Here is a 15,388-nt window from a genome sequence, read left to right on the forward strand (position 1 = left end):
ACCGCCGCGCCGGCGACCCCGACGCCCGCCGGCCCCGGCGCCGTGCCGACCCCGGCCGGTCCGGTCGGCGGACCGGTCGTCGCCGCTGCGCCGGCGTCGCGCGAGCAGGCGCTCGCCGCCTCCGCCCGCGTCAAGATCGAAACTCCGGTTCTCTTCGGCTCGATCAACCTCGTCGGCGGCCGCATCGACGACGTCGGTTTCAAGAAATACCGCGAGGCCGTCGATCCCAAGAGCCCGGCGATCGAGCTCCTGTCGCCGGCCGGCGCAAAGGATGCCTATTTCGCCGATTTCGGCTGGCTCTCGGACGCCGGCGCTCCGGTCAAGGTTCCCGGCCCGGAGACCAGGTGGACGCAGAAGGGCGCCGCGCCCCTCGGCGTCGGCGCTCCCGTGACGCTGACCTGGGACAACGGCGAAGGCTACACCTTCGAGCGCACCGTCTCGGTCGACGACCGCTACATGTTCGAGATCACCGACAAGGTGACGAACGCGTCCGGTCGCGCCACGACGCTCTATCCCTATTCGGTGCTGACCCGCGAGGGCACGCCCCACACCGCCGGCTACTACGTCCTGCACGAGGGCGCCATCGGCGTCTTCGGCGACGAGGGCCTGCAGGAACTGAAGTACGACGACCTGAAGAAGAAGGGCAAGATCGAGCCCGCCAAGGTCGCCGGCGCCTGGATCGGCTTCGTCGACAAGTACTGGGCCGCCGCGCTCGTCCCCGACAAGGCGGTCAAGGTGCAGCCGCGCTTCGCCGGCGTGCCCGCCGCCGCCGGTCGTCCCGACACCTATCAGACCTTCATGCTGGCCGACGGGCTGCCGGTCGCTGCCGGCGCCGCCGTGACCTCGACCACCCATTTCTTCGCCGGCGCCAAGGAAGTGGCCGCCGTCGACGGCTACGCCGAGAAGCTCGGCATCGAGCGTTTCGACCGACTGATCGACTGGGGCTGGTTCTACTGGCTGACCAAGCCGCTGTTCTTCCTCATCGACATCCTCAACAAGTGGGTCGGCAACTTCGGCATCGCCATCCTGATCGTCACCGTCCTCGTCAAGGCCGTCTTCTTCCCGCTCGCCAACAAGTCGTACGACTCGATGAGCAAGATGAAGAAGGTGCAGCCCGAGATGAAGGAGCTGCAGGAGCGCTTCAAGGACGATCGCGCTGCCCAGCAGCAGGCGATGATGGAGCTCTATCGCCGCGAGAAGATCAATCCGCTGGCCGGCTGTCTGCCGATCCTGATCCAGATCCCGGTGTTCTTCGCGCTCTACAAGGTGATCTTCGTCACCATCGAGATGCGTCAGGCGCCGTTCTTCGGCTGGATCAAGGATCTCGCGGCGCCCGATCCGACCTCGATGTTCAATCTGTTCGGCCTGATCCCGTTCACGCCGCCGTCGATGCTGATGATCGGCATCTGGCCGCTGATCATGGGCGTGACCATGTTCGTCCAGATGAAGCTCAATCCGCCGCCGCCGGATCCGACGCAGAAGATGCTGTTCGACTGGATGCCGGTGATCTTCACCTTCATGCTGGCGAACATGCCGGCGGGTCTGGTGATCTACTGGACCTGGAACAACTTCCTGTCGATCGCCCAGCAGTGGTACATCATGGCGAAGAACGGCGTGAAGGTGGAGCTGTGGGAGAACCTCAAGTCCACCTTCACCAAGGCGCCGCCGCCGGCGGCTCACTGAGGCCGGCATGGGCGGTCCCGACGACGAGACGATGCGCGAGGAGGTGGACGAGAAGGTCCGCCTCCTCTTCGCGCGTCCGTGGAGCTTCGAACGCGGCATCGCCGACTTCGACGATCTGCCGGAGGTCACCGGTTCCGAGGTCGCCTTCGCCGGCCGCTCCAACGTCGGCAAGTCGAGCCTGATCAACGCGGTGTGCGGCCAGAACGGTCTCGCCCGCACCTCCGACACGCCGGGCCGCACCCAGCAGCTCAACTGGTTCGTGCCGGCGGTGCTGAACGAGCGTTCGAAGAAGACCGAGCGGCTCACCTCGGGCGCGCCGCGCGAGGCCGTCGACGTCGGTCTCGCCCTCGTCGACATGCCCGGTTACGGTTTCGCCCAGGCGCCGAAGTCCCAGGTCGACGCCTGGACCCGCCTCGTCTTCGACTATCTGCGCGGCCGTCCCAACCTGCGCCGCGTCTATCTCCTGATCGATTCGCGTCACGGTCTGAAGAAGGTCGACACCGACGTGCTCGACCTCCTCGACAAGGCCGCGGTCAGCTATCAGATCGTGCTGACCAAGGCCGACAAGATCGCCAAGACCCTCGACGGTCAGCCGGTGGCGCGTGTCGTCGCCGAGACCGTCGCCGCCATCCGCAAGCGCCCCGCCGCCCATCCCGAGATCCTGGTGACCTCGTCGGAGAAGGGATGGGGCATCGATCGCCTGCGCGCCGAGATCGCCTTCTTCGCCTCCTGACCCACCCCGAACCGTCCGACGGGAGTTCCGAGATGCCCACCACGCCGAAGCCGGAAGCCGAGATGGTCGCGGAAGCCGAGATCCTGTCCAAGGCGCTGCCCTACATGCTGCGCTACGACGACAAGACGGTCGTGGTGAAGTTCGGCGGCCACGCCATGGGCGACGAAGCGCTCGGCAAGGCCTTCGCCGAGGACATCACCCTGCTGAAGCTCTCCGGCGTCAATCCGGTGGTGGTCCACGGCGGCGGGCCGCAGATCAATTCGATGCTGGCCAAACTCGGCATCAAGTCCGAGTTCGCCGCCGGCATGCGCATCACCGATCGCGCCACGGTCGAGATCGTCGAGATGGTGCTGGCCGGATCGATCAACAAGGAGATCGTCCAGACCATCCAGGAGGCCGGCGGCCGCGCCATCGGCCTGACCGGCAAGGACGGCAACATGGTCACCGTGACGCCGCTGACCCGCAAGGTGATCGATCCCGACAGCAACATCGAGCGGGTGGTCGACCTCGGCTTCGTTGGCGAGCCGAAGAAGGTCCGCACCGAGGTCCTCGAGGTTCTGGCCAAGTCGGAGATCATCCCGGTTCTCGCCCCCGTCTGCCCCGGCGAGGACGGCGAGACCTACAACGTCAACGCCGACACCTTCGCCGGCGCCATCGCCGGCGCGCTGAAGGCGACCCGCGTCCTCTTCCTCACCGACGTCCCCGGCGTGCTCGATGCCAACAAGCAGTTGATCAAGGAACTCACCCGCGCCGAGGCGCAGCGCCTGATCGACGAGGGCGTCATCACCGGCGGCATGATCCCCAAGGTCGAGACCTGCTTCGAGGCGCTCGACCGCGGCGTCGAGGCGGCGGTCATCCTCAACGGCAAGGTGCCGCACGCCGTCCTGCTGGAGATCTTCACCGAGCACGGCGCCGGCACGCTGATCACCCCGTGACGCGGCCGCCGATCGGCCGCCGCCGAACCGGCACCCACACGAATCCCGGGAAGGGAGCCGCCCGATGATCGACACCCGCCCGGCCTTCGACACCGCGGAAGCCCTCGCCGCCCGGCGCGATCGCTTCGCCCGTGTCGACGAATGGATCTTCGATCTCGACAACACGCTCTATCCCGCCCACACCGACCTCTTCGCCCAGGTCGACGTGAAGATCCGCGATTTCGTGCAGAAGCTGCTCGGCTCGACGCCGGACGAGGCGCAGCGCCTGCAGAAGGACTACTACCGCCGCTACGGCACGACGCTGCGCGGCCTGATGATCGAGCACGGCATCACGCCGGACGATTTCCTCGAATACGTCCACGACATCGACCATTCGGTGGTCGAGCCCGACCCGGATCTGGGACGGGCGATCGAGCGACTGCCGGGCCGCAAGTTCATCATGACCAACGGCACCCGCAAGCACGCCGAGAAGGTCGCCGCCCGCCTCGGCATCACCCATCACTTCACCGACATCTTCGACATCGTCGCCGCCGACCTGCTGCCGAAGCCGCATCGCGAGACCTACGACGCCTTCCTCGCCAAGGCCGGGATCGTGCCCGCGCGCGCCGCCATGTTCGAGGATCTGTCGCGTAATCTCGCCGTGCCCCACACGCTCGGCATGGCGACGGTGTTGGTGGTGCCGCACGGCGCCCGCGAGGTGCTGCGCGAGGCCTGGGAACTCGAGGGCCGCGAAGACGGCCACGTCGACTGGCTCACCGACGACCTCGCCGCCTTTCTCCACGGCCTGATCGACGGCTGAGGCGAAGGCGGCGCGACACCGTCAGCGACCGCCTGTCGGATTGACTCGGGCTCCCCCCTCGCTAATGTCCCGCGACCCTCGGGCCTCCCGCATCGCCGGTGCCGGTTCCGAACCCACGACGACCCCACGGCGGTTCGCGCGACCGCCGCCTTTCCGGGAGCCGCCCCATGCCGATGACCCCCTCCGCCCTCGCCGATCTCGCCAAGACCGTCGACGACGCCTTCGAGCGCCGCGCCGAGATCGACACCTCGACCAAGGGCGCGGTGCGCGACGCCGTCGAGACCGCTCTCGACCTGCTCGACAAGGGCAAGGCCCGCGTCGCCGAGAAGCACGGCGACGACTGGGTGGTGAACCAGTGGCTGAAGAAGGCGGTGTTGCTGTCCTTCCGCCTCAACCCGATGAGCATCATCAAGGGCGGCCCGGGCGATGCCGTGTGGTGGGACAAGGTGCCCTCCAAGTTCGACGGCTGGCGCGCCCTCGATTTCGAGAAGGCCGGCTTCCGCGCCGTGCCGGGCTGCGTCGTCCGTCGTTCGGCCTTCATCGCGCCGTCGGTGGTGCTGATGCCGTCCTTCGTCAATCTCGGCGCCTACGTCGATAGCGGCACCATGGTCGACACCTGGGCGACGGTCGGCTCCTGCGCCCAGATCGGCAAGAACGTCCATCTCTCCGGCGGCGTCGGCATCGGCGGCGTGCTGGAGCCGCTGCAGGCCGGCCCGACGATCATCGAGGACGACTGCTTCATCGGCGCCCGCTCCGAGGTGGTCGAGGGCGTCGTCGTCGGCCAGGGCTCGGTGATCTCCATGGGCGTCTTCATCGGCGCCTCGACCAAGATCGTCGACCGTGAGACCGGCGAGGTCCACATGGGCCGCGTGCCGCCCTGGTCGGTGGTCGTCTCCGGCTCGCTGCCGGGCAAGCCGCTGCCGAACGGCGCTCCGGGACCCTCGACCTACTGCGCCGTCATCATGAAGCGCGTCGACGAGAAGACCCGCTCCAAGACCTCGATCAACGACCTCCTGCGCGACTGAGCATCGCTGGGCCGAAGATCTCGGAGGCCCCGGCCGGGGTTCTGTTTTCGATTGCCTTCCTGCGCGCCGGACACGACCATGGCGTCGTGTTCCGACCCGTGGAGGACGGTCTTGACTCCGTTGTCGCATCTCTTCGGCTTTTCCGGCCGGATGCCGCGCCGCGCCTACTGGGTGGTGTTCGTCGCCGTCATGGCGGCGGTGCTCGGAGGAAGTCTCGGCCTCGCGATGTTCGCCACCGTCGTTCCCTCGCCGGGTCTGATGACCGCGATGTCGATCGTCGCCGGCCTCGCCGTCGTGGCGGTGCTGTGGATCGCGCTCGCCACCACCGTGAAGCGCCTGCACGACCGTGACAGGTCGGGCTGGTGGGTCCTCGTCTTCCTTTCTGCGCCGTCGATGCTGGAAGGGATGAGCCGGGCCTATGCGCGCGGCGGCGGCACGGGACTCGGAGCGATGGCGCTCTCGGTGGCCGGCACCGCCATTTCGATCTGGGCCCTGATCGAACTCGGCTTCCTCCGCGGAACCCCCGGCGACAACCGCTTCGGCCCCGATCCGCTGGGGGGCGGGGCGATTCGGGGGCCGACGGAAGGGCCGGATCCGCGCCGTCCCGAGCCGCCGGTTCGGCCGACGCCGCCGCTCCGCCCGATGCCGCCGCTCCGTCCGACCGCGCCGCCGGACGTGTCCGGCGTCGAGGAACCGACCGAGCCGTCCCGCGGTCATCGCATGCCCTTGCCCGGTGGCAGGCCGCCGCCCTCCGGGACCGACGAGGCGTCGCCGGATTCGGATCCCGATACGCCGCCGCCGGGTCGGCCACGGCGGCCGCGCTACGACCCCTGGCGCCGCTGATCGGCGCCTGCGCGAGACGTCGCCGCGCCGTTCGCCGGGGTCTTCGTGGATTTCCCATCTCGACGGCGTCGCCGCCGTCGCGCGATGGTCCGAGCGGCCCGCACGGCCGCCCCTCGCGACGATCACCCGGTGAGACCTCGACCCTCATGGATTGGCTCCGCGCCGTCTTCTCCTTCCGTGGCCGCGCCGGGCGACCGTCGTGGTGGCTCGCCGCCGGCCTCGTCGCGATCATGTACGCCCTCCATCACGTCTTCGTCTCCGAGGAGAGCCTCGTCGCAGCCGCGCGCCTGATCGGCCGCTCGCCGGCCGCGTTGCTCTTCGTCTGGGGACTGGTGGCGCTGTGGTGGATCGGGATGGCCTGGATCTTCCTCGCCGCCTCGGTCCGCCGCCTCGCCGATCGCCGGCTCTCCGGCTGGCGGCTCTTCCTGTTCCTGGCGCCGGCGGCGGTCGCCGCCCATTTCGTCGGCCGCTACTGGCCGGCCGAACTGGCGATGATCGCCTCCCTCGCCTGGATGGTCGGCGAACTCGGCCTGCTGCCCGGCACGGATGACCCCTTCGCCGGCGACGATGCGCCCGGGGGAGGTCGTTGACGATCGCCACCGCGCGGTGCGAGATCGGCCCCCGACCTCCGTCCGGAGCCCGCCGATGTATCGCCCACCCGCGTTCGCCGAAGACGATCCCGCCGCCCTCGCCGCGATCCTCGCCGAGACCCGCCTCGCCACCCTGATCGCCGTCGTCGACGGCGCGCCCGTCGCAGATCACGTCCCCGTCCTCTTCGACCCCGGCCGAGGGCGGCACGGCACGCTGTCGGGTCATCTCGCCCGCGCCAACCGCCAAGCCGCTCCCGCCGCCGACGGTCGCCCGGTGCTCGTCGCCGTGCTCGGCCCCGAGGCCTATGTCTCGCCGTCCTTCTATCCGACCAAGCGCGACACCGGACGGGTCGTTCCGACCTGGAACTACGTCGCCGTCCACGCCCACGGCCGCATCCGGCTCTTCGACGACGCCGGCCGCCTCCTCGCCCTGGTCACCGCGCTCACCGATCGCCACGAGGCCGGCCGCACCGACCGCTGGAAGGTCTCCGACGCGCCGGAGGACTTCGTCCGCGCCCAGCTGCGCGGTATCGTCGGCTTCGAGATCGAGATCGAACGGCTCGAAGGCAAACGCAAGCTGTCGCAGAACCGCACGGCCGAGGATCGCGCCGGCGTCGTCACCGGCCTCGCCGCCTCCGAAGACCCGCGCGACCTCGCCGTCGCCGCCGCGTGCGTCCGCCCGTCGATGCCCGTTGACGCCGCCCGTCGCGCGCCGTAATCGCGGAGGATGACCACGCTTCCCGCCCTCGACGATCCCGTCGCCATCGCCCGCGCCCTTCTCACCTGTCCGTCGGTGACGCCGGCCGAAGGCGGGGCGCTCGATCTCGTCGGCGCCATCGCCGCCGAACTCGGCTTCGAGGTCCACCGCCCGGTCTTCACCGAGCCCGGCACCCCCGACATCGACAATCTCTACGCCCGCCGCGGCGCCGAGGGTCCGCATCTGACCTTCGCCGGCCACACCGACGTGGTGCCGCCGGGCGACGCCGCGCGCTGGACCCACGACCCCTTCGCCGGGGTGATCGCGGAGGGCATCCTCTACGGCCGCGGCGCCGTCGACATGAAGGGCGGCATCGCCGCCTTCCTCGCCGCTCTCGGCCGCCTCGCCCGTGACGACCGCCCGCTGCCCGGCTCGGTGTCGCTGCTCATCACCGGCGACGAGGAGGGTCCCTCGATCAACGGCACGGTGAAGCTGCTGAAGTGGGCCGACGAACGCGGCGAGAAGTTCGACGCCGCGGTGGTCGGCGAGCCGACCAACCCGGAGGTGATCGGCGACGCCATCAAGGTCGGCCGCCGCGGCTCGCTCTCCGGCACGGTGACGGTCACCGGCCGCCAGGGTCACGTCGCCTATCCCCACCTCGCCGACAATCCGATCCCCAAGGTGATGCGGCTGGCGAACGCGTTGATCGCCGCGCCGCTCGATGGCGGCAACGACCGCTTCCAGCCGTCGAACCTCGAGCTCGTCTCCCTCGACGTCGGCAATCCCTCTTGGAACGTCGTGCCCGCCGAGGCCCGCGCCCGCTTCAACATCCGCTTCAACGACATCTGGTCGCGCGACACCCTCGAGGCCGAGCTGAGCCGCCGCCTGCGCGAGGCCGCCGGCAACGACGTCGAGTGGCGGCTCGACCTGGAGAGCCCGTCCTCCGACAGCTTCCTCACCCGCGACGATGCCCTGATCGGCACCCTCTCCGAGGCCATCGAGGAGATCGTCGGCCGCCGCCCGGGTCTGTCGACCTCCGGCGGCACCTCGGACGCTCGTTTCATCAAGGACTACTGCCCGGTGGTCGAATTCGGTCTGGTCGGCCGGACCATGCACCAGGTCGACGAACGCGTCGCCGTCGCCGATCTCGAGACGCTCACCCAGGTCTACGAGGCCTTCCTCGTCCGTTGGTTCGCGGTGGAACGGGAATGATCGAGCGCGCCGAGATCGCCCGCGCCTTGAAGGGCTCCTGGCGCCTCCTCCTCGGCGACGAACGCGGCATGGCCTTCTTCGACACCTCGATCGACGGCTTCTGGCGCTCCTTCCGGGTGATCCTCCTCGTTCTGCCGATGCCGCTCGTCGAACTGGCGGCGCAACGCGGCCTGCCCGACGCCGTCCATCTCGATCCACGGGTGTTCGAGGGGCCGTTCTACTGGATCGTCGGTCTCCTCGCCTATGTCGTCGCCTGGATCACCTTCCCCGTGGTCCTGGCGGTGCTGGCCAAGCCGCTCGGCGTCTCCCGCGGCTACGTGCCCTACATGGTGGCGCGCAACTGGACGACGCTCGTCGCCGCGGTGCCGAGTTTCGTCTTCACCGGGCTCTTCGTGTTCGGCTTCATACCGCTCGAGGTGCTCGGCCCGCTCAATCTCGCCGCGCTCGCCTTCGGCCTCTACTATGCGTGGCTGGTGACGCGGATCGCCTGCGGCGCGCCGATGGGCCTCGCCGCCGGTCTCGTCGCCCTCGACTTCCTGTTGACCCTGGTGGTCTACCGTCTCGCCGATCTGATCATCGGCCTGTGAAACCCGCCCGGAGGGCTCCCGTGGTCGATCTCGATCCTCGCCTGACGCCCGCCCGTCCCGACCTCGCCGCCCGCGCCCTCGAAGGCCGTGTCACCGCCGACCGCTTCGTCGACGGAGAGGTGGCGCGGGTGATCGACGGCGTCGCGCCGCTGCGCCGCGGCCCGCGGGCCGATGCCGCCCTCGACACCGAGGCTCTCGCCGGCGAACGCCTCACCGTCTACGACGAGGACGACGAGGGCTGGGCCTGGGTGCAGCTCGCCCGCGACGGCTACGTCGGCTACCTCCCCGTCCACGCCTACCTGAAGGGCGAGGGGGCGGGCCCCACCCACAAGGTGGCGGCGCTGAGGACCTTCCTCTACCCCGGCCCCTCGATCAAACTGCCGCCGCTCGATTGGGTGAGCCTCGGGACGCGCGTCGCCGTGGTGCGCGAGACCGACGCGAACGGCCGCCGCTTCGCCGTGACGGCGGACGGCCGGGCGATCGTCGCGAACCATCTCGTGCCGGTCGACACGCTCGAGACCGACCCGGTGGCGGTGGCCGAACGCTTCCTCGGCACGCCCTACCTCTGGGGTGGGCGCTCCTCCCTCGGCCTCGATTGCTCCGGGCTGGCGCAGACCGCCTACGAAGCCTGCGGCGTCCTGTTGCCCCGCGATGCCGACATGCAGGAGATGGCGGCCGGCGAGGCCGTCGATCTCGACCCGCGGGCGTGGAAGCGCGGCGACCTCATGTTCTGGCCCGGCCACGTCGCCCTGGTGCGCGACGCGACGACCTTCCTCCACGCCAACGCCTTCATGATGGCCGTCGGCATCGAGGGGATCGCGGAGGGGCTGGCGCGGATCGAGGCGAGCGGCACGCCGCTGCGGTCGGTCAAGCGGATCGAGCTGCCGGGGCGCGGCTGAACGACGTCGTCCTCGCGAATTCTGGAACCATACGCATCGGTGTGGAGGCCCTTCATCCTGGAGATCTCTGCGCGGGTCGCCGTGGCGATGATCCGCCACCGACTTCGCCTCGACCTCTGCCGTCGTCCCCGGCGAGCGCGACGCGCGAGGGAAGGGGATCCATCGGCCTCTCGACTTGTTGAAAAGCCATCGGATCCCCTTCCCCTCCGCTTCTCTCCGGCCGGGGATGACGGCCTAGGGTCCGGGCGGTGTCGGAGGCGATTTCGAATCGGCGGACCCGATCGATCGGCTCGCGCAAAAGTCTCCACCCCGAGGTGCGAGCGAAGCGAGCCTCGAAGGGCGAAGGGCCGAATGGCACGTTCCGTCGAAGCCTTCGCCCTTCGAGGCCCGCCTCCGCCGGGCACCTCGGGGTGAAGGCGAACAAGGTGGCGGTCGTCGGAAACCGGTCGGCGCGGCGCGCTCCGTCAATACCCCGTCCGCCGATCGACCAGCGTCTCCGAGGCGATGCCGCCGCCGGATTCTTCCCGTTTGATCGCCTCGGTGATCACCCTCGCCAGCGCATCGGGATCGGAATCGGCGGCGCAGTGCGGCGTGACGATCACCTTCGGGTGCGCCCACAGGGGCGAGACCGCCGGCAGCGGCTCGGTCTCGAAGACGTCGAGCGACGCCGCCGCCAGCGTGCCGTAGTCGAGCGCAGCGACGATGTCGGCCTCGACCTGCAGCCCGCCGCGGCCGCCGTTGATCAGCACCGGCCCGCCCATGTGGTTCTTGCGCCGCATCCGGTCGAGGAGGGCCTTGTTCAGGATGCCCCGTGTGTCGGGGGTCAGCGGCAGCAGCACCACCAGGATATCGGTGCGGCCGAGGAACGGCCCGAGGCCGAAAGCACCGGCGAAACACTCGACCCCGTCGATCTCGTGTGGGCTTCGGCTCCAGCCGCGGACATGGAAGCCGAGCGCCATCAGCGCCTCCGCCGCGGCGCGGCCGAGCACGCCGAGCCCCATGATGCCGATCGACACGTCCTTCGCCGCCGGTTGGGGCAGGGTGCCCCACACCGCGCGTCGCTGGTTCTCGGCGTGGGCGTGGACCTGACGATGGTACATCAGCACGTTCATCACCACCCACTCGGTCATCCGGGCGGTGAGATCCGGGTCGACGATGCGGGCGATCGGCACCCGCGGCAGTGTCGGGTCGGCGAGGAGCGCGTCGACGCCGGCGCCGAGATTGAACACGGCGCGCAGATTGGGCAGGCCGGCGAGCAGGCCCGGCTCCGGCTTCCACACCGCCGCATGGGTCACCGCGCCCGGATCGAAGGGGTGGCGCGCGTCGAACACCAGCCGCCCCGGCATGAGGCGGCGAAACCGTTCGACCCATTCGTCCGGCGTCCAGCCCCGGATGGCGACGAGCAGCGACATGTCATTCCCCCGCGAGGCGATCGGATCCGAAGGGCAGGACCGGTTCGGCCGGTCCCCGTGTCGAGGCGGGCAAGGGGGCGGCCCCGAGATCGAGGCTCTCGATCCGCCCCGCCCGTCGTTCCACCTTGTCGGCCGAGACGGCGATCTGGTCCAGATCCCGCGCCGCTTGGCCGAAATGCGTCTGCAACTTCGCCACCCGTTCGGAGAGCCGCGCCACATCGTCGAGGAGATGGGCGACCTCCGCCTGGATGACGTGCGCCTGCTCGCGCATGCGCTGATCCCGGGTGATCGAGCGCACCACCTGGATGGCGAGGGTGAGCAGCGACGGCGAGACGATCACCACCCGCGATCGATGCGCCCGCTGCACCACGTCGTCGAAATGCTCGTGCAGGTCGGCGAAGATCGATTCCGACGGCACGAACAGGAAGGCGATGTCCTGCGTCTCGCCGGGGACGAGATACTTGTCGGCGATGTCGCCGACGTGGCGCAGCACGTCGCGCCGGAAGCCCTGCGCCGCCCGGTCGCGCAGCTCGTCGTCGACCGCGTCGTGGAAGGCGCTCCAGGATTCGAGCGGGAACTTGGCGTCGACCGCGAGATCGGGCGCCCCCGTCCCCATGCGGATCAGGCAGTCGGGCCGGACCCCGGTCGACAGTGTCGCCTGAAAGGCGTAGGCGTCGGCCGGCAGCGCATCGGCGACGATCGCCTCCATCCGCCCCTGACCGAAGGCGCCGCGCGCCTGCTTGTTCGCCAGGATCGAGCGCAGCTGCACCACCTCGCCGGAGAGCTCGGCCATGCCGCGTTGCGCCCGGTCGATGACGGCGAGCCGTTCGGCGAGCTTCGACAGATTGTCGTGCGTCGCCCGCCCCTGGGTGGCGAGCGTGTCGCCGAGGCGATGGGAGAGGCCGTCGAGCCGCTCGGAGAGGCCGCGCACCAGATCCGACTGCCGCGAGCCGAAGATCTCGGCCATGGTCTGCATCCGCCCGGTCGTCTCCGCCTGGAGGCGGGCCACCTCGGCGAGGCGCTCGTCGAGCTCGCGCGCCCGCTCCTCCGCCAGCGCCTCGCGCCGCGCCCGGCCCCGCGCCGCCGCCAGCGCGGCGAGGAGGAGGAGCAGAAGGAAGGCGAGAGCGATCGCCCCGGCGACGGTGGTCACCGTCGACTGAAGCGAGGCCATGTCGGCGACGAATCGGCGTAGCGCGTCCTGCATGGGAGGAAGCTAGCTCGAATCCGTTAAGAGATCCTGTTTTGTTCTCATGTTCCCCGCGCGGTTTCGATTGACCGACGCCCATCGCTCTCCTATCTGACGGCTCATGGCCAAGCTCGACATCATCACCCTTCCCGATCCCCGCCTGAAGCTCGTCTCCGAGCCGGTCACGACGGTCGACGCATCGATCCGTCGTCTGCTCGACGACATGCTGGAGACCATGTACGCCGCCCCCGGCATCGGGCTGGCGGCGATCCAGGTCGGTGTGCCCAAGCGCATCGTCACCATCGACGTGTCGCGCGAGGGCGAGGAGAAGGCGCCGATATGCCTCGTCAATCCCGAGATCACCTGGGTCTCGGAGGAGACGAACACCTATCAGGAGGGCTGCCTGTCGGTGCCCGAGCACTACGACGACGTCGAGCGCCCCGCCCGCTGCCGGGTGAAGTTCCTCGATCGCGACGGCAAAGCGCAGGAGATCGAGGCCGACGGCCTCCTCGCCACCTGCGTTCAGCACGAGATCGACCATCTCGACGGCGTCGTCTTCATCGACCACCTGTCGCGTCTGAAGCGCGAGCGCATCGCCAAGCGCTTCCTGAAGCAGGCCAAGCTCGCCGGCCGCGCCACCGCCGGCCGTTTCGGCATAGGCTGAGGCGAGGCCGGCGCGGTTCACGACGCTCGTCCACGCCGACACGACAGCGGGCGGGTGGGTGCGCGATGGTTCGAGACGGGCCTGCGGCCCTCCTCACCATGAGGCGCTCCCGAATACTCGAATGAACACGAACGCCTCATGGTGAGGGCCGCAGGCCCGTCTCGAACCATCGCGCGCCCGCTTCGCGGCGCTCCGCGTCACGCCAGCACGTCGAGCCACACGACGAGCAGCAGGAACGCCCCCATCAGGCCGCGATAGACGACGAAGGGCCAAGCGGAGAAGCGCTCCATCACCTTCATCAGCGTCCAGATGGCGACGAAGGCGGAAAGCGAGGCGGTGGCCAGCCCCACCCCCAGCACCTCCCAGCCGTGCGCGTCGAGCCCGGCCTTGCGCAGCTCGAGCAGCTCTTTGACGCCCGCCCCGGTGATCGCCGGCAGGCCGAGCAGGAAGGAGAAACGCGCCGCGTCCTCGCGCTTGAGGTTCATGAACAGCGCTGCCGTCAGCGTCGAGCCGGAGCGCGACACGCCGGGGATCAGCGCCCCGACCTGAGCGAGCCCGACGACCACGGCGTCGCGCAGGCGGATGTCCTCGAACGAGCGCTTGTGCTTGCAGACGAGTTCGGCCAGCGCCAGCAGCACCGCCATGCCGAGGCTCGCCGCGCCGATCACCCACAACTCGCGCAACGGCGAGCCGCAGGCGTTGAGCGTCTTCTTCAAGAGGAGACCGCCGATCACGATCGGGATGGTGGCGATGACGATGCCCACCGCCATCCGGAACTCGAAGGTCCGGTAGTCGCCGGTCTGGGTCGAGGCGTAGGCGCCGCGGCCGACCCGCCACAGGTCGCGCCAGAAATAGGTGATCACCGCGAAGAGCGCCGCGAGCTGCATCGCCGCCGAGAAGGCCGAGCCGGGATCGGGCCAGCCGAGAAAGGTCGGCACGATGCGCATGTGCGCGGTGGAGGAGATCGGCAGAAGTTCGGTGATCCCCTGGACCACCCCGAGAATCGCCACCTTGGTGGTCCCCAGGTCGACGAAACCGGTGTCGATGCCGTTGGTGCAGGCGGTCGCCATGACGTTGGATCCGATCGCGAAAAAATTTTCGGCTGTTTTCGCAGGCTCCGACACCCTCGAGGCCTCGTCGTGGCATGTCCCCCGACCGCGACGGGCCGACGAAGGCGCGGAATTCCGCCATTCTGCTCCGCGCATGGTTTCCAGAGTCTTTCTGGCCTCCGGTAAAATTCGAGGGATCGAGCAAATCTTCAGATAATGAGTATAAATAGAGTATTGATTCGATCAAAGAAACTCAGACCCATTATTTGACGTCGATATAATTCGAGTGTGCGAAGTTACCATCACTGGGATGTGGGGTAACTTCGATATGATGACGAAGAACATCTGGGGATGCGCGATTTTTGCAGCGTCGATGCTGATCGGCACGGTAGCTCACGCGCAGGTTCAACAGCTACCGAAGCCGAAGGCCGGCGTGATCGCGTCGCGGCTTCCTGCGACCACCAACGCACTGCCGGTCGGTGATGCCCGTCCGGTGTGGGGTTGGGTCGACTTCTGTCGCCGCATGCCGGCCGAATGCCGCGCCGAACGGGCCCGCGCGCAGGACGTCCGCCTCGACTCCCGCACCTGGGGGGTGCTGGTCGAGGTCAACCGTTCGATCAACGCCGCCATCGAGCCGGTCACCGATCAGGATCACTGGGGCGTTCCCGACCGTTGGGACTATCCGACCGACGGCAAGGGCGATTGCGAGGATTACGTGCTCCTGAAGCGCAAGATCCTCGTCGAGCGCGGCTTCCCGCGTCAGGCGCTGCTCGTCACCGTGGTCATCGACAACAACGGCGACGGCCATGCGGTGCTCACCGTCAGGACCGACCACGGCGACTTCGTCCTCGACAACATGCGTGACGACGTTCGCTCCTGGGTCGGAACCGGCTATCGCTTCGTCAAGCGCCAGTCGCAGGAGGACCCCAACCGTTGGGTCGCTCTCGACGACGGCGTCGCGGCTCCGGCTATGGTGGCGGCTCACTGAGCCGCCCCGCGGCGAAAGGCCGAGACCAGGGTCGATCCGCGCGTGCCGCATGGCTGCCGAATCCTCGCCCGGTTTTCGCCACGATC

The 15,388-nt window shown here is 69.1% G+C and carries 16 protein-coding genes; 13 read left to right on the forward strand and 3 right to left on the reverse strand.

Features of this window, described 5'->3' with window-relative positions:
• The 11 genes from yidC to V7Q42_RS17430 all read left to right on the forward strand — a co-directional run.
• The coding region (yidC, locus tag V7Q42_RS17380) for a membrane protein insertase YidC (protein WP_333825375.1) at window positions 1-1,683 on the forward strand (1,683 nt) is incomplete at its 5' end.
• A 7-nt stretch (window positions 1,684-1,690) separates the two neighbouring features.
• Window positions 1,691-2,416: a GTP-binding protein gene (locus V7Q42_RS17385; protein WP_333825376.1), complete on the forward strand. Its 726-nt coding sequence runs from the start codon at window positions 1,691-1,693 to the stop codon at window positions 2,414-2,416.
• Between the two features lie 32 nt (window positions 2,417-2,448).
• A complete protein-coding gene (gene argB, locus V7Q42_RS17390) occupies window positions 2,449-3,351 on the forward strand; it encodes an acetylglutamate kinase (RefSeq protein WP_333825377.1) in 903 nt (300 codons plus the stop codon).
• Window positions 3,352-3,415: 64 nt separating this feature from the next.
• Window positions 3,416-4,150: a pyrimidine 5'-nucleotidase gene (locus tag V7Q42_RS17395; protein ID WP_333825378.1), complete on the forward strand. Its 735-nt coding sequence runs from the start codon at window positions 3,416-3,418 to the stop codon at window positions 4,148-4,150.
• 173 nt (window positions 4,151-4,323) lie between these two features.
• Window positions 4,324-5,175, forward strand: coding sequence for a 2,3,4,5-tetrahydropyridine-2,6-dicarboxylate N-succinyltransferase (dapD, locus tag V7Q42_RS17400; protein WP_333825404.1), 852 nt, complete (start codon window positions 4,324-4,326; stop codon window positions 5,173-5,175).
• A 111-nt stretch (window positions 5,176-5,286) separates the two neighbouring features.
• Window positions 5,287-6,018 carry a DUF805 domain-containing protein gene (locus V7Q42_RS17405; protein WP_333825379.1) on the forward strand — a complete coding sequence of 244 codons (732 nt, stop codon included), beginning with the start codon at window positions 5,287-5,289 and terminating at the stop codon, window positions 6,016-6,018.
• 146 nt (window positions 6,019-6,164) lie between these two features.
• Window positions 6,165-6,608: a DUF805 domain-containing protein gene (locus tag V7Q42_RS17410; RefSeq protein ID WP_333825380.1), complete on the forward strand. Its 444-nt coding sequence runs from the start codon at window positions 6,165-6,167 to the stop codon at window positions 6,606-6,608.
• Window positions 6,609-6,663: 55 nt separating this feature from the next.
• The gene (locus V7Q42_RS17415; protein WP_333825381.1) at window positions 6,664-7,326 is read left to right on the forward strand and encodes an FMN-binding negative transcriptional regulator; all 663 of its coding nucleotides are present in this window, start codon (window positions 6,664-6,666) and stop codon (window positions 7,324-7,326) included.
• A gap of 9 nt (window positions 7,327-7,335) precedes the next feature.
• Window positions 7,336-8,517 carry a succinyl-diaminopimelate desuccinylase gene (gene dapE / locus V7Q42_RS17420; RefSeq protein ID WP_333825382.1) on the forward strand — a complete coding sequence of 394 codons (1,182 nt, stop codon included), beginning with the start codon at window positions 7,336-7,338 and terminating at the stop codon, window positions 8,515-8,517.
• On the forward strand, window positions 8,514-9,104 hold the full coding sequence (locus tag V7Q42_RS17425; RefSeq protein ID WP_333825383.1) for a hypothetical protein: 591 nt from the start codon (window positions 8,514-8,516) through the stop codon (window positions 9,102-9,104). The genes dapE and V7Q42_RS17425 overlap by 4 nt, the downstream gene beginning before the upstream one ends.
• A gap of 20 nt (window positions 9,105-9,124) precedes the next feature.
• Window positions 9,125-10,003 (forward strand): NlpC/P60 family protein, encoded by an 879-nt coding sequence (locus V7Q42_RS17430; RefSeq protein ID WP_333825384.1) that lies wholly within the window; start codon window positions 9,125-9,127, stop codon window positions 10,001-10,003.
• Between the two features lie 464 nt (window positions 10,004-10,467).
• On the opposite strand, the gene V7Q42_RS17435 is transcribed toward V7Q42_RS17430, so the two are convergent.
• Window positions 10,468-11,415 (reverse strand): 2-hydroxyacid dehydrogenase, encoded by a 948-nt coding sequence (locus V7Q42_RS17435; protein ID WP_333825385.1) that lies wholly within the window; start codon window positions 11,413-11,415, stop codon window positions 10,468-10,470.
• Window position 11,416: 1 nt separating this feature from the next.
• Complete coding sequence (locus tag V7Q42_RS17440; protein ID WP_442958224.1) at window positions 11,417-12,619, reverse strand: DNA recombination protein RmuC; 1,203 nt, start codon at window positions 12,617-12,619, stop codon at window positions 11,417-11,419.
• Window positions 12,620-12,722: 103 nt separating this feature from the next.
• Between V7Q42_RS17440 and def the strand changes: the two genes are divergently transcribed.
• The gene (gene def / locus V7Q42_RS17445; RefSeq protein ID WP_333825386.1) at window positions 12,723-13,265 is read left to right on the forward strand and encodes a peptide deformylase; all 543 of its coding nucleotides are present in this window, start codon (window positions 12,723-12,725) and stop codon (window positions 13,263-13,265) included.
• A 197-nt stretch (window positions 13,266-13,462) separates the two neighbouring features.
• On the opposite strand, the gene V7Q42_RS17450 is transcribed toward def, so the two are convergent.
• Window positions 13,463-14,335: an undecaprenyl-diphosphate phosphatase gene (locus tag V7Q42_RS17450; protein ID WP_333825387.1), complete on the reverse strand. Its 873-nt coding sequence runs from the start codon at window positions 14,333-14,335 to the stop codon at window positions 13,463-13,465.
• A 307-nt stretch (window positions 14,336-14,642) separates the two neighbouring features.
• Between V7Q42_RS17450 and V7Q42_RS17455 the strand changes: the two genes are divergently transcribed.
• On the forward strand, window positions 14,643-15,302 hold the full coding sequence (locus tag V7Q42_RS17455; RefSeq protein ID WP_333825388.1) for a transglutaminase-like cysteine peptidase: 660 nt from the start codon (window positions 14,643-14,645) through the stop codon (window positions 15,300-15,302).
• Window positions 15,303-15,388: the final 86 nt, after the last annotated feature.

Origin of the sequence: Pinisolibacter sp. (assembly GCF_036782435.1) — a bacterium.
Lineage (GTDB): Bacteria > Pseudomonadota > Alphaproteobacteria > Rhizobiales > Ancalomicrobiaceae > CALBKH01.